Genomic DNA, 12,649 nt, shown 5'->3' on the forward strand with positions numbered 1-12,649 from the left:
ACGTCGAGCGGCACGCGGTCGGGCGGTGCTCCCGCCCCCTCATGCGCGGCGGAACCGCCGCGCCGCAGTCCGGAAAGGAGGAAAGCCGTGATCGCGCTGCTCGGACTGGTCATGGTGACCGTGTTCCTCTACCTGGTGATGAGCAAACGGCTCTCGCCGATGGTGGCGTTGATCGTGATCCCGGTGATCTTCGCCGTGCTCGCGGGTTTCGCCCCGGACCTCGGTTCGATGGTCCTCGACGGCATCACCGAGCTGGCCCCCACCGCGGCCATGCTCATGTTCGCCATCCTGTACTTCGGCATCATGATCGACGCCGGTCTGTTCGACCCGATCGCGCGCGGCGTCGTGCGGCTCACCCGCAACGACCCGCTGCGGCTCATCGTGGGGACGGTCGCGCTGGTCGCCGTGGTGTCGCTGGACGGCGACGGCACCACCACCTTCATGATCACGGTGTCGGCGCTGCTGCCGATCTACCACCGGCTCGGGGTGAGCCCGGTGCTGATGACCGGGTTGGCGTGCATGACCAACGCGATCCTCAACGTGGTCCCCTGGGGCGGCCCGGCCGCCCGCGCCGCGAGCGCGCTGCGGTTGGACCCGCAGGAGATGTTCGTGCCGATGATCCCGGCGCTGCTGGCCGGGCTGGCCACCGTGTTCGTCATCGCCTTCGGGATCGGCCTGCGCGAGCGGGCGAAGCTGCGCACCCGCGACCTGGTGCCCGCCGGTGCCGCCGGTCCGCCCGCGGACGGCCCGGCCGGTGGCGCGGGCGGCTTCGACGTGCTCGCCCCGGACCGCGAGAGCCTGCGGCCCCGGATGCTGTGGTTCAACGCCGCCCTGACCGCCGCGCTGCTGATCGGCCTGATCGTCGGGGTGCTGCCGATCGCGGTGCTGTTCATGATCGGCACCGGCATCGCGCTGATCGCCAACTACCCGCGGCTGGAGCAGCAGCGCACCCGCATCGCGGCGCACGCCGACAGCGTGGTGGCCGTGGTGTCGATGGTGTTCGCGGCGGCGGTGTTCACCGGGGTGCTGTCGGGCACCGGGATGATCGAGGCGATGGCGCACTACCTGCTCGCCGCGATGCCCGACGGGCTGTTCCCGTTCTTCAGCGTCATCGTCGCGGTGCTCAGCGTGCCGTTCACCTTCTTCATGAGCAACGACGCGTTCTACTTCGGCGTGCTGCCGATCCTGGCCGAGGCCGGGGCGCAGCACGGCATCGGCGCGATGGAGCTGGCGCGGGCCTCCCTGCTGGGGCAGCCGATCCACATGCTCAGCCCGCTGGTGCCCGCCATGTACGTGCTGCTCGGCCTGGCGAAGGTCGACTTGGGCGACCACCACCGGTTCGCGATCAAGTGGGCGCTGGTGGTGTGCGCGGTGGTCATCTCCGCCGGGTTCGCGCTGGGCCTGGTCACGGTGCACTGACGGTCCGCCGGGCGCGGCCGCACCGGGGTTCGGTGCGGCCGCGCCCGGCGGTGTCCGCAGTGGACGGATGGGCGGGGCGCCGTGCCGCGCCTCCCGGTCGGCGGGACGCGCCGCACCCGGCGGGCTAGGATGCGGGGTGACGCGGTGCGCGACGGAGGTGCTGGATGACCAGGCGGAGCGGCGTCGGATCCCAGCGGCCGAACGACCACGCGTGCGCGTTGAGCGAGGTGGTCGAGCAGGTCAGCGGCAAGTGGAGCATCGGCGTGCTGCTCGCCGCCGCGGACGGCCCGGTCCGGTACACCCAGCTGGAGCAGTCGGTGACCGGCATCAGCCGCCGGATGCTCACGCTCACGCTGCGGAACCTGGAGCGCGACGGCCTGCTGGTCCGGACCGTGTACCCCACCGTGCCGCCGAAGGTGGAGTACGCCCTCACCGGCATGGCCGTGGAGTTGTGCGAGTCGCTGACCGCGCTGACCGACTGGGCGCAGCGGCACCGGGACGCGATCGAGCGGTCCCGGGTCGCCTACGACGCCGAACCGGGCACCGGCTGACGACCGGTCACGACGATCCGGTGCGCGGCTGCGCGGTCTCGGCGTGGTGGGCGGCCCGCCCCCGGTGGTGGTCGAGCAGTCCGGCGCCGCCGCCCGCTTCCGCCAACCACCGGGTGCAGCGCTGGTGCTTGTCGGCGCGCGTGGCCTTCGGGAGCTGGGAGTAGGCGACGTCGCGCACCAGGCTGTGCCGGAACTCGTACTTGAACTCGCCGTGGCCGGAGCGCTGCCGGGTGCGCACCAGGAAACCGCGCTGCTCCAGGTACTTCAGGTACTCGGCCACCTCGTCGCGGGCCAGCCCGCTGATCTCGGTGACCGGGTCGGCCCACACCACCCGGTCGAAGACGGCCGCGTTCTGCAGCACCGACTTCTCCACGCGCGACAGGGTGTCCAGCCGGGCGGCGATGATGTTGTACACCGACTGCGGCAGCCGCACCGACCGCTCCGCGCTCGCGCGCGGGCCCGCGCACGAGATCGTCAGCGCCGGAACCGCCAGCTCGCGGCCGGGCACCAGCTCGTTGCGCAGCATCCGGACGTGCTCGGTGGCGTAGAGCGGGTTGCCGCCGACCCGTTCGATCAGGTCCTGGTAGAAGCCGCTGTCGTCGTGCTGCTCGGGGCTGTCCAGCGGCTTGTCGCACAGCCCGTGCCGGACCAGCAGCGAGGCGAGCAGTCGCCGGGTCGCGTCCGGGGGCAGCGGCCCCACCGTGATGGTGGTGACGTCGTGCTTGCCGCTGCCCCAGGACGGGCGGCGGCGCAGCAGCTCCGGGCGGGCGGTCGCGATCACCAGCAGGGGCACCGGCCCGAGCTGCTCGTCCAGGTCCTCGACGAAGTTCAGCAGCGTGTCGTCGGCCGATTGGAGGTCCTCCATCACCACCACCAGCGGTCCGCGCGCCGAGACCTCCTCCAGGAAGCGCCGCCACGCCTGGAACGCCTCGTCGACCGCCGCGGGACCGCGCACGTCGTCCTGCAGACCGGCCAGCGGGCGCAGGTGCGACAGCAGCCACGCCGCGGTGTCGGTATCGCCGACCAGGTCGTGCACGGCGCTGCTGAGCTTCTGCACGGCGATGCCGGTGGTGTCGGCGTGCGAGATGCCGCAGTAGGCCTTCACCACGCCCGCCAGCGCGGTCAGCGGCGCGTTCCAGCCGAAGCGCGGCGTGCGGCCGATCAAGCAGCGCACCGGCCCCGACGTCTCGGCCGACACGCGGAACTCGCTGATCAGGCGGCTCTTGCCGATGCCGGGTTCGCCGAGCAGCGTGACCAGGCGCGGTGACCGCCGCTCCTGCACGTCCGCCAGCAGCCCGTCCAGGGTGGCCTTCTCCCGCTCCCGGGCCACGAACGGGACGCTGACCGTGGCGCCCTCGTGCTCCGGGCGCACCGCGAGGACGTCACTGCCGGTCGAGGCCGTGTCGGCGTAGGTGACCGCCCCCAGGCTGGCCAGCCTGGTCGTCTCGCAGACCCGCATCTCGCCGGGCTGCACCGAGCCCAGCAGCCGCAGGCAGGCGTCCAGCACGTCGCCGGTCACCTCGCCCGGGGCGCCGCCGGGACGGCTGGTCACCAGGGCTTCCCCGGTGGCCACCGCGGCCCGGATCCGGTGCTGCGGCTCGCCGCCCGGCCCCGCGGGGCCTGCGCCCCCAGCCGCTGGCGGAGCCCGAAGCCGGCCCGGATGGCCCGTTCGGCGTCGTCCTCGTAGGTGCGGCGGGTCCCGAAGGCGGCGAACCACACGCCGCCGAACGTGGTGTGCAGCGTGCCACCGAAGCGGTCCACCTCGTCCCGGACGGTGGCGGTGAGCCGCCGGAACACCTCGTCGACGTCCTCCGGGTCGTGCTCGCCGGGCACTCGGAGCTGGTCGGTCTGCACCAGCAGCACGCTGACCCACTTGCGCTCGGTGGTGGGTCTGGTCGGCGGCGCGGCGGGTGCGGGTTCGGCCGCCGGGGCGGGCGGCGCGGCGGTCTCGCGGGAGACCTCGATCCGGGAGGAGCTCCGCGCGGGGGCGACCGCGTCGGCGACCTGGTCCAGGCCCGGGTCCTGGTTGAGGATGGCGCGCTCCAGCCGTTGCAGCTCGTGCCCGGGATCGAGGCCGAACTCGTCGATCAGGGCGGTGCGCGCCCGCCGGTAGACGCCCAGCGCGTCGGCCTGCCGACCGCACCGGTACAGGGCGAGCATGAGCTGCCCGCACAGCCGTTCGCGGGGCGGTTCGGTCTCCACCACGGTCTCCAGCTCGCTGACGACCTCGTGGTGGTTGCCCGCGGCCAGCTCGGCCTCCACGTAGTCCTCCAGCGCGGCGAGCCGGGCGTTGCGCAGCGCGGTCAGCTCGGGCCAGTCGATCCCGGCCTCGGTCAGGTCGGCCAGCGCCGGGCCGCGCCACAGGCCCAGCGCCCGCCGCAGCGTGCTGGCCGCCGACGTCCAGGACCCCGTGGCGAGCTCGGCGCGCCCGTCCTCGACCATCGCCTGGAACCGGGTCAGGTCCACCCGGTCGTCGGCGATCCGGAGCAGGTACCCGGGGGCGTGCGTGAGCACCTCCGGGCCGTCGTCGTCGACGGCGTGCCGGGCGAGGGTGACGCGCAGTCCGGACACGGCGTTCTGCAGCATCTTGCGGGCGGTCGGCGGGGTCTGCTCGCCCCACAGCGCGCGCAGCAGCCGGCTGGTGGCGACGACCTTGTTGGCGTTGAGCAGGAGGTAGGCGAGGGTGCAGCGCTGCTTCAGCCCGCTGATCGGCACCTTCTCACCATCGACCAGGACCTCCAATGGGCCGAGCAAGTTGAACTGCATGAGAACTCCCCAGAATGGTGTCCGAATGGCGAAGTGGTGCGGCTCGTCACCTGGTGCTGCGGCGGCACGTGCGCGGTGCGCCCCCGCGCCCCCGCGCCGCCCGCGGGTTCGCGGTGCCAAGTGACTTCGCGTGCACGGTGCGTCCCTCCGTAGTGCGCGATCGTGTTCGGCCACCTCTTCGCTCGGATCTTCCCGGGGGGAAGTTACTCCTCCCCGGAGGCGCTTGTCGGCCGTGCCGTGAATTGATTCCAGCCCTCGGGAGAAGAGAACGGAACGGGAACCACCAGCGCATTCCGAGGGAATCCCACCGGCGGTCCGGGTACCGCTGTTCGGACGCACCCGGATTCGTCGGGACGGGTCCGCCGGTTCCCGTGCCGGACCGCGGTCCGCGCGCCGGCGCAGGACCGTCCACTGCGGACAGTTGGGGGGTCTAGGGGGGTGAACAAGGGGATCGGACCAGGTCCGTTCGGGGCAGACTGGGCGAACCGCGACGGCGGAACGCGGGCTCCTGCCGCGTTCGGCGACACCACCGATCCCGAGGGGTGAGGTCCATGCACGATCGACGCGCGGTGCTGCGCCTGGCCGCCCTGGGAGCGTCCGCCGCCGCGGTGTCGGCGTGCTCCCGGACCGCGCCGGCGGCGGCCCGGGCCCGCCGCGCCGCGGGGGGACGTTGACCTTCGCTTCCGCCGTCGACAGCGAGAGCTGGGACCCGCACGTGGCGTCGACCGACGTGACCGGCCTGCTGCTGCGCGGGGTGTTCGACTCGCTGGTGGCGCAGCGGCCGGACGGGTCGGCGGCTCCCTGGCTGGCCCGCTCCTGGCAGGTCTCGCCGGACGGGCGCACCTACACCTTCCGGCTCCGCGACGACGTCACCTTCAGCGACGGGACCCCGTTCGACGCCGAAGCGGTGCGGCTCAACTTCGACCGCATCGTCGCCCCGGAGACGGCGTCCCGGCGCGCCGCCGGCCTGCTCGGCCCCTACGAGGGAACCGAGGTGCTCGGCGAGCACGCGGTCGCGGTGCACTTCCGCAGCCCGTACTCGGCGTTCCTCAACGCCGCCAGCAGCACCTTCCTCGGGTTCCACTCGCCGCGGGCGCTGCGCGAGCACCCCGACGACCTGGCCTCGGGCGGGCGGTACGCGGTGGGGACCGGTCCGTTCACCTTCACCGAGGTCCGGGCCGGGCAGCGGGCGGTCTTCCGCCGCCGGGAGGACTACCGGTGGGCACCGGAGACGGCCGCGCACCGCGGCCCGGCCCACCTCGACCGGCTCGTCTTCGAGATCGTCACCGAGGACTCCTCGCGCACCGGAGCCGTGCTGTCCGGGCAGGTCGACGTCGCCGACCAGATCCCGGCGGAGCGGCTCGGCGCCATCCGCGCCCACCAGACCCTGCGGGTGGTGCGGGCGGTCACGCCGGGTTCGCCGTACTCGTTCCACCTCAACACCCGGCGCCCGCCGTTCGACGACGTGGCGGTGCGCCGGGCGGTGCGCTGCGCCATCGACGTCGGTGCCGTGGCGAACGGGGTGTTCCTCGGCGAGTACCCGCGCGCCTGGTCGCCCCTGACGCCCGGCACGCCGGGCTACGCTCCCGCGCTGGAGCGGAGCTGGCCGCACGACCCGGCGCAGGCCCGGCGGTTGCTCGACGAGGCCGGGTTCACCGGTCGCGACGAGCAGGGCTACCGCACCCGCGACGGCAGGCGGCTGTCGGTAGAGCTGCCCTACGTGCAGTCCTTCGTCTCGACCAAGAACCGAACGGTCAACATCGGGGTGCAGGACCAGTTGCGCCGGGTGGGCGTGGAACTCGTGCTCGCGCCGCTGGATTCGGCGGCCAGCATGGGCCGCACCCGCACCGGTGACTACGACGTGTTCGCCTTCTCCTGGGGCGGCGCGGACGGCGGTCCGCTGCGCACCCTGTTCCACTCCGGCGAGCAGTTCCCGGACGGCGGCGCCAACGGTTCCCGGGTCCGCGACCCGCTGCTCGACGAGTGGCTCGACCTGCGCCAGGCCACCACGGACCCGGTCCGGATCGCCGAGTACCAGCGGCGGGTGCAGCACCGCGTCGTCGAGCAGGCCTACGCGGTGCCGGTCTACGTGCCGCTGCGCGACACGGCGGTGGGGCATCGGGTGCGGGGGTTGACCTTCGACGCGCACTCGTGGCCGAACTTCTACGACACGTGGGTGAGCGAGAGCTGATGGTCGTGCGCTTCGTGCTCCGCCGGCTGCTCGCCGGGATCGTGGTCGTCTGGGCGACGGCGACGCTGGCCTTCCTCGCCATCCGGCTGATGCCGGGCAGCGTCGTGGACGCCGTCCTGGGCCCCGGGGCCGCCGCCACCCCGGAACTGCGCAGGCAGATCGTCGCCGAGGCGGGGCTCGACGATCCGCTGGTGGTGCAGTACCTGGACTACTTGGGCGGCCTGCTGACCGGGGACCTCGGGCGTTCCTACCAGCAGAGCCAGCCGGTCAGCAGGCTGCTGTCCGGGCAGATCTGGCCCACCGTCGAGCTGGCGCTGGCCGCCCTGGCCGCGGCGTTCCTCCTCGCGGTGCTGGCGGCCGTGGTCACCGCGGGACGCGGCCGGTTCGCCAAGGCGGTGGCCTCGACCGTGGAGCTGATCGCCGTCTCCACGCCGGCGTTCTGGCTGGGCATGGTGCTCATCGCGGTGTTCTCGTTCGGCCTGGGCTGGTTCCCCGCCATCGGCGCGCGGGGGCTCGCCGGGCTGGTGCTGCCCGCGCTGGCGCTGGCGGTGCCGCTGGCCGGGGTGCTCGCGCAGGTGATCCGGCAGGAGCTGGAGGCGGCGGAGGCCGCGCCGTTCGCGCTGACCGCCCGGGCGCGCGGGCTCTCCGAGACCGCTCTGCTGCTGCGGCACACGCTGCGGCACGCGCTGCTGCCGGTCACCACCTTGTCCGGCTGGGTGTTGGGCAGCCTGTTCGGCGGTGCGGTGCTGGTGGAGAACATCTTCGCCCGGCCCGGGTTGGGCCGGGTCCTGGTGGAGGCGGTGTCCGCCCGGGACATCCCGGTGGTGCTGGCGCTGGTGGTGCTCGCGGCGATCGCCTTCGTGGTGATCAACGTGGTGGTCGACCTGCTGCACCCGCTGATCGACCCGCGGCTGCGAGGAGGTGCGCCACGATGAACCCCGGACGACCGGCGACCGGTGGATCGACGACGACGACGGCGGTGCTCGGTGCGCTGGCCGGGGCGGTGCTGCTGGTGATGGTCCTCGTGGTGGCCTTCCCCGACTGGTTCGCGCCGTACCCGCCGGAGCGGACCGATCTGCGCGCCGTGCTGGAGGGACCCAGCGCCGCGCACCCGCTCGGCACCGACCAGCTCGGCCGCGACGTGCTCTCCCGGCTGGTCGACGGCGCGCGGCTGTCCGTGCTGATCGCCGCCGCGGCCACCGCGGTCGGGGTGCTCGGCGGCGCGCTGATCGGCTTGCTGTCGGCGGCCGCGGGCACCCGGGTGGACTCGCTGCTGATGCGCGCCGTCGACGTGCTGCTGGCCTTCCCGGAACTCCTGCTGGCGCTGCTGGTGGTGGCCGTGCTCGGCAGCGGTGCGGTCAACACCGCGCTGGCGATCGGCATCGCGGCGATCCCGAACTACGCCCGCCTGGTGCGCGGCCAGGCGCTGGTGGTGCTGCGCTCCGACTACGTCGAAGCGGCCCGGATGCTGGGCGTCGCGCCGACCCGCTACCTGGTGCGGCACGTGCTGCCCAACGTCAGCGGACCGGTGGTGGTGCTCGCCTCGATCGGCACCGGCACCGCGCTGATCACCGCCTCGGGGCTGAGCCTGTTCGGCCTCGGGCCCCGGCCGCCGCAGGCCGACTGGGGCGCGATGGTCGCCGACGGCAAGGACTTCCTGCAACTGGCGTGGTGGGTCTCGGTGACCCCCGGTGCGGCGATCGTGCTGGTCGTCGTGGTCATGACCCTGGTCGGTCGCGGTCTGCAATTGAGGGTGCTGCGATGAGCTTGCTGGACGTGGAGGACCTGCGGGTGGGCTTCGGCAGGGGCGCACCGGTGGTCTCCGGGGTGTCGCTGTCGGTGCGCCCGGGCGAGTGCGTCGCGCTGGTGGGCGAGTCGGGCTCGGGCAAGAGCGTCACCGCCCGGTCGCTGCTCGGCCTGGCCGGCCGGAACGCCCGGGTCGGCGCCGCACGGCTGGAGATCGCGGGTGCGGACGCGACCGGTTTCACCGAGCAGCGGTGGCGGGCGGTGCGGGGCCGGCGCGTCGCGCTCGTGGCGCAGGACGCGATGGTCTCCCTCGACCCGCTGCGCACGGTGGGCGCCGAGATCGCCGAGGCGGCGCGCCGCGGCGGCGTGCGCGGTGCCGCGGTCACCGAGCGGGTGGTGGACCTGCTCGCGCGGGTCGGGGTCCCCGAACCCGAGGTGCTGCGCGAACGCCATCCGCACCAGCTCTCCGGCGGGCTCCGGCAGCGCGCGCTGCTCGCCTCGGCGCTGGCCGGGGACCCGGACCTGCTCATCGCCGACGAGCCCACCACCGCGCTGGACGTGGTCGTGCAGGACCAGGTGCTGGGCCTGCTCGCCGAGACGACCCGCGACGGCCGGGGCCTGCTGCTGGTCAGCCACGACCTCGGCGTGGTGTCCCGGCTCGCCGACCGGGTGCTGGTGATGAGCGGCGGGGCCGTCGTGGAGAGCGGGCCGCCGGAGGAACTGCTGCGGGCGCCCGCGCACCCGCGCACCCGGGACCTGGTGGCGGCGATCCCCGGCAGGCGGCGGGTCGCGGCCCCGGCCGCCGGGGCCGAGGTGCTGCGCGGTCGGCACCTCGTCAAGGACCACCGCGGGCCGGGAGGACCGGTCCGCGCGGTCGACGACGTGTCGTTCTCGCTGCGGGAAGGCGAGGTCCTCGGCGTGGTCGGGCAGTCCGGGTCCGGCAAGAGCACCCTCGCGCGGCTCGCGATGGGGCTGGTGCGCCCGGATTCCGGCGAGGTGCTGCTGGCGGGGCAGGACTGGTCCGCGCTGCCCGAACGCGCGCGCCGACCGCACCGCGGGGCCATCCAGCTCGTGCACCAGGACCCGCTCTCGGCGTTCGACCCCCGCCACCCGGTCGCCCGCATCATCGGCGAGGCGCTGCCGAGGGCGGCGCGGGCCGCGCGCGTGCCGGAGCTGCTCCGCCAGGTCGGCCTGGGACCGGAGTTCGCGAGCCGCCGACCGCGCACCCTCTCCGGCGGGCAGCGGCAGCGGGTGGCGCTCGCCCGCGCCCTCGCGCCGTCCCCGCGCGTGCTGATCTGCGACGAACCGGTGTCCGCGCTGGACGTCTCGGTGCAGCGGCAGGTGCTGGACCTGCTGGAGCGGTTGCGCGCCGAGACGGGCGTGGCGCTGGTGTTCATCACCCACGACCTGGCCGTGGTGCGCGAGATCAGCGATCGGGTCGTGGTGGTGCACGAGGGCCGGATCGTCGAGCGGGGGACGACCGAGGAGGTCTTCACCGCCCCGCGGCACGACTACACGCGCCTGCTGCTCGCCGCGACGCCCTCGGTGGAGCGGCCGGGCGAGCGGTCGGCGTCGTGAACGCCCGTCCGGGATCCGCTCGTCGCGCGGTGCTCCCCTCCTGCCGCGCCGGGCCGCTGCGGCCCCGCGGGGATGCGAACCGATCACCGGGGGAAGGAACCACTCCGCGGACGGGCACCGGTGACCACCACGACTGGACGAGGTTTCGAGATGATGAACAGCGCTGATGTCGTCGGCCGGGGGAGCGTCGCGGCACTGCGGGCGGCGCGGTGGCCGGAGCTGCCGCCGGGCGGCCCCGCCGAGCAGTGGCGCGCCCGGGCGGCCGACGTGGCCGAGGTGCTCGCCGCCGACGCCGCCGAACGGGACCGCGCCGGGGAACCGCCGCACGCCGAAGCGGAGCTGCTCAAGGCGGCGGGGCTGGTGACCGTGCTCGGTCCCGCCGAGCACGGCGGTGGGGGGCAGCGCTGGTCGACCGCGCACCACGTGGTGCGCGCGCTCGCGGCCGCCGACGGCTCCATCGGGCACCTCTTGGCGCACCACTACGCCTGGGTGTGGTTGGCCGAGTTCATCGGCACCGACGAGAAGATCGAGCACATCGGCGAGGTCGCGGTGCGCGCCCGGTGGCTGTTCGGCGGCCCGTCGCGGGTCCGCGAGGCGGCGCTGGAGATCTCCGACGCCGGTTCCGACATGGTCTTCCGCGGCGAGATCGACGACCCCATCGGCTGCCAGGTGTGCGACATCGTGATGCTGGAGGGCCGGATCCCGGGGCGCCCCACGCCGATCAGCGCGCTGGCGATGGCCACCGAGCCGGGATTCTCCCTCGCCGGGCGCCGGACCGGTTTCGGGCTGCGGCGGTCGGCGTCCGCGCCGGTGCTGGTGGACGACGTCGCGATCCCGTGGACCGGCGCCCTCGGGCACGTGGACAAGGTGTTCCGTCCCCGCACCTACAACGCCTTCCTGCACCCGACGCTCGACCTCGGCCTGGCCAACGTCTTCCTCGGCCTGGCCCGCGGTGCCCTGGAGGCGGCCGCCGACCGCGCGCGGGCGTCCGCGCCACCGCGGGCGGCCGGTGTCCTCGGCGCGCTGCTGCCGGTGCTGTGGCAGGCCGAGGCGTTCGCCGACGAGGTCGGGCGGGAGGCCGAGGTGCTGCACGACCGCCGCAGGTCGGTGGACGGCCGGGACCGGGACGGGCACCGGGTGCGGGCGACCGCGGTGCTCGACCGGGCCGCCGCCGTCGCGGAGGAGGTCTGCCGCCGCGCCTTCGACGCGGTCGGCACCGCCGACGCCGACATGGCGGCGCTGGGCCGTTTTTGGCGCGACGTGCGGGCGCTGGCCGCGCGCGTCGCGCCCGACATCGCCGAGGTCGGCCACCACTTCCTGACCGGTGGGCGCCGTCGGCACGACGAGATCCGCAGCGAGGAGTCCGACGATGAGTGACCGCATTCCGCTGTCCGTCCTGGAGCTGGCCCCGGTCGAACGCGGTACCGCCGCGGCCGGTGCCGTCGCCGCCGCCCGCGAGGTCGCCCGCTGGGCCGACTCCGCCGGGCTGCACCGGTTCTGGGTGGCCGAGCACCACAACTCCGGCAACATCGCCAGTTCCGCACCGGCCGTGCTGCTCGCCGCGGTCGGCGCGGTGACCGAGCGGATCCGCCTCGGCTCGGGCGGGGTGATGCTGCCCAACCACCCGCCGCTGGTGGTCGCCGAGTCCTTCGGCACGCTCGACGCGCTGCACCCCGGCCGGGTCGACCTGGGCGTCGGCCGGGCGCCGGGCACCGACCCGACCACCGCCGAAGCCCTGCGCCGCGTTCCCGCCGAGCGGTTCGGGTCCGAAGTGGACGACCTGATCGGGTTCGTGCGCGGATCGTTCCCGCCCGGTCACCACTACGAGGGGATCCGCGCCGTCCCGGCTCCCGCCGCACCGCCGCAGGTGTGGATGCTCGGCGCCAGCACGTCGAGCGCGCGGGCCGCCGCGCTGCTCGGCCTGCCCTACGCCTTCGCCCACCACTTCTTCGGGGCTACCGGCGCGGCCGAGGCGCTGGCCGCGTACCGGGCGGAGTTCCGCCCGGTCTCCGGGATGGCCCGGCCGCACGCGATGATCACGGCGCACGTCGTGTGCGGTGAGGACGCCGAGCACGCCCGCTGGCTGGCCGCACCCGCGATCATGTCGGCGCTCGGGGTCGGTGGCGCGGGGCGGACGGAACCGTTCGCGAGCCCTAAGGAGGCCGACGCGCAAGAGTGGACGGCCCGCCAGCGCGCCGAGGCCGACGCCATCGTCGCGGCGCAGGCGATCGGGGACGCCGAGCACGTCGCCCGGCGCCTCGGTGAGCTGCTGGTCACCACCGGTGCCGACGAGCTGATGGTGACCAACAACGTCACCGACCTCGACGAGCGGATCCGCTGCTACGAACGGGTGCGGGACCTGCTCTGACCACTGCGGACGAAAGCGGGGGGTGCGGCA

11 protein-coding genes are annotated in these 12,649 nt (G+C 74.4%); 9 read left to right on the forward strand and 2 right to left on the reverse strand.

What is annotated here, in order from left to right; translation table 11 throughout:
* Window positions 1-87 precede the first annotated feature (87 nt).
* On the forward strand, window positions 88-1,419 hold the full coding sequence (locus ACQP0T_RS11250) for a CitMHS family transporter (RefSeq protein WP_433872765.1): 1,332 nt from the start codon (window positions 88-90) through the stop codon (window positions 1,417-1,419).
* 164 nt (window positions 1,420-1,583) lie between these two features.
* On the forward strand, window positions 1,584-1,970 hold the full coding sequence (locus ACQP0T_RS11255) for a winged helix-turn-helix transcriptional regulator (protein ID WP_433872766.1): 387 nt from the start codon (window positions 1,584-1,586) through the stop codon (window positions 1,968-1,970).
* 7 nt (window positions 1,971-1,977) lie between these two features.
* Here the strand turns inward: ACQP0T_RS11255 and ACQP0T_RS11260 are convergent, their stop codons facing one another.
* A complete protein-coding gene (locus ACQP0T_RS11260) occupies window positions 1,978-3,522 on the reverse strand; it encodes an ATP-binding protein (protein ID WP_433872767.1) in 1,545 nt (514 codons plus the stop codon).
* Complete coding sequence (locus ACQP0T_RS11265; protein ID WP_433872769.1) at window positions 3,519-4,736, reverse strand: BTAD domain-containing putative transcriptional regulator; 1,218 nt, start codon at window positions 4,734-4,736, stop codon at window positions 3,519-3,521. The genes ACQP0T_RS11260 and ACQP0T_RS11265 overlap by 4 nt, the downstream gene beginning before the upstream one ends.
* A gap of 551 nt (window positions 4,737-5,287) precedes the next feature.
* On the opposite strand from ACQP0T_RS11265, the gene ACQP0T_RS11270 reads away from it, so the two are divergent.
* The 7 genes from ACQP0T_RS11270 to ACQP0T_RS11300 all read left to right on the forward strand — a co-directional run bounded on the left by ACQP0T_RS11270 (window position 5,288) and on the right by ACQP0T_RS11300 (window position 12,619).
* Complete coding sequence (locus ACQP0T_RS11270) at window positions 5,288-5,410, forward strand: hypothetical protein (protein ID WP_433872770.1); 123 nt, start codon at window positions 5,288-5,290, stop codon at window positions 5,408-5,410.
* Complete coding sequence (locus tag ACQP0T_RS11275) at window positions 5,407-6,927, forward strand: ABC transporter substrate-binding protein (protein ID WP_433872772.1); 1,521 nt, start codon at window positions 5,407-5,409, stop codon at window positions 6,925-6,927. The genes ACQP0T_RS11270 and ACQP0T_RS11275 overlap by 4 nt, the downstream gene beginning before the upstream one ends.
* Entirely contained in the window at window positions 6,909-7,862 is a 954-nt protein-coding gene (locus ACQP0T_RS11280) for an ABC transporter permease (RefSeq protein ID WP_345363727.1), read from the forward strand. Before ACQP0T_RS11275 ends, ACQP0T_RS11280 begins: the two co-directional genes overlap by 19 nt.
* Window positions 7,859-8,692, forward strand: a complete 834-nt coding sequence (locus ACQP0T_RS11285) for an ABC transporter permease (RefSeq protein WP_433872774.1) — start codon at window positions 7,859-7,861, stop codon at window positions 8,690-8,692. Before ACQP0T_RS11280 ends, ACQP0T_RS11285 begins: the two co-directional genes overlap by 4 nt.
* Window positions 8,689-10,251 (forward strand): dipeptide ABC transporter ATP-binding protein, encoded by a 1,563-nt coding sequence (locus ACQP0T_RS11290; protein WP_433872776.1) that lies wholly within the window; start codon window positions 8,689-8,691, stop codon window positions 10,249-10,251. Before ACQP0T_RS11285 ends, ACQP0T_RS11290 begins: the two co-directional genes overlap by 4 nt.
* Before the next feature lie 150 nt (window positions 10,252-10,401).
* Window positions 10,402-11,628: an acyl-CoA dehydrogenase family protein gene (locus ACQP0T_RS11295; protein WP_433872778.1), complete on the forward strand. Its 1,227-nt coding sequence runs from the start codon at window positions 10,402-10,404 to the stop codon at window positions 11,626-11,628.
* On the forward strand, window positions 11,621-12,619 hold the full coding sequence (locus ACQP0T_RS11300) for an MsnO8 family LLM class oxidoreductase (RefSeq protein ID WP_433872780.1): 999 nt from the start codon (window positions 11,621-11,623) through the stop codon (window positions 12,617-12,619). The genes ACQP0T_RS11295 and ACQP0T_RS11300 overlap by 8 nt, the downstream gene beginning before the upstream one ends.
* The last annotated feature ends 30 nt before the right edge of the window (window positions 12,620-12,649 follow it).

The organism is Saccharopolyspora sp. CA-218241 (genome assembly GCF_050954615.1).
GTDB classification, from domain to species: Bacteria; Actinomycetota; Actinomycetes; order Mycobacteriales; family Pseudonocardiaceae; genus Saccharopolyspora; species Saccharopolyspora cebuensis.

Bases quoted from the DNA above. Each gene is read 5' to 3' on its own strand.
- ACQP0T_RS11255 (WP_433872766.1), top strand. From the start codon at position 1,584: ATGACCAGGCGGAGCGGCGTCGGATCCCAGCGGCCGAACGACCACGCG.
- ACQP0T_RS11265 (WP_433872769.1), bottom strand. From the start codon at position 4,736: ATGCAGTTCAACTTGCTCGGCCCATTGGAGGTCCTGGTCGATGGTGAG.
- ACQP0T_RS11270 (WP_433872770.1), top strand. From the start codon at position 5,288: ATGCACGATCGACGCGCGGTGCTGCGCCTGGCCGCCCTGGGAGCGTCC.
- ACQP0T_RS11285 (WP_433872774.1), top strand. From the start codon at position 7,859: ATGAACCCCGGACGACCGGCGACCGGTGGATCGACGACGACGACGGCG.
- ACQP0T_RS11290 (WP_433872776.1), top strand. From the start codon at position 8,689: ATGAGCTTGCTGGACGTGGAGGACCTGCGGGTGGGCTTCGGCAGGGGC.
- ACQP0T_RS11295 (WP_433872778.1), top strand. From the start codon at position 10,402: ATGATGAACAGCGCTGATGTCGTCGGCCGGGGGAGCGTCGCGGCACTG.
- ACQP0T_RS11300 (WP_433872780.1), top strand. From the start codon at position 11,621: ATGAGTGACCGCATTCCGCTGTCCGTCCTGGAGCTGGCCCCGGTCGAA.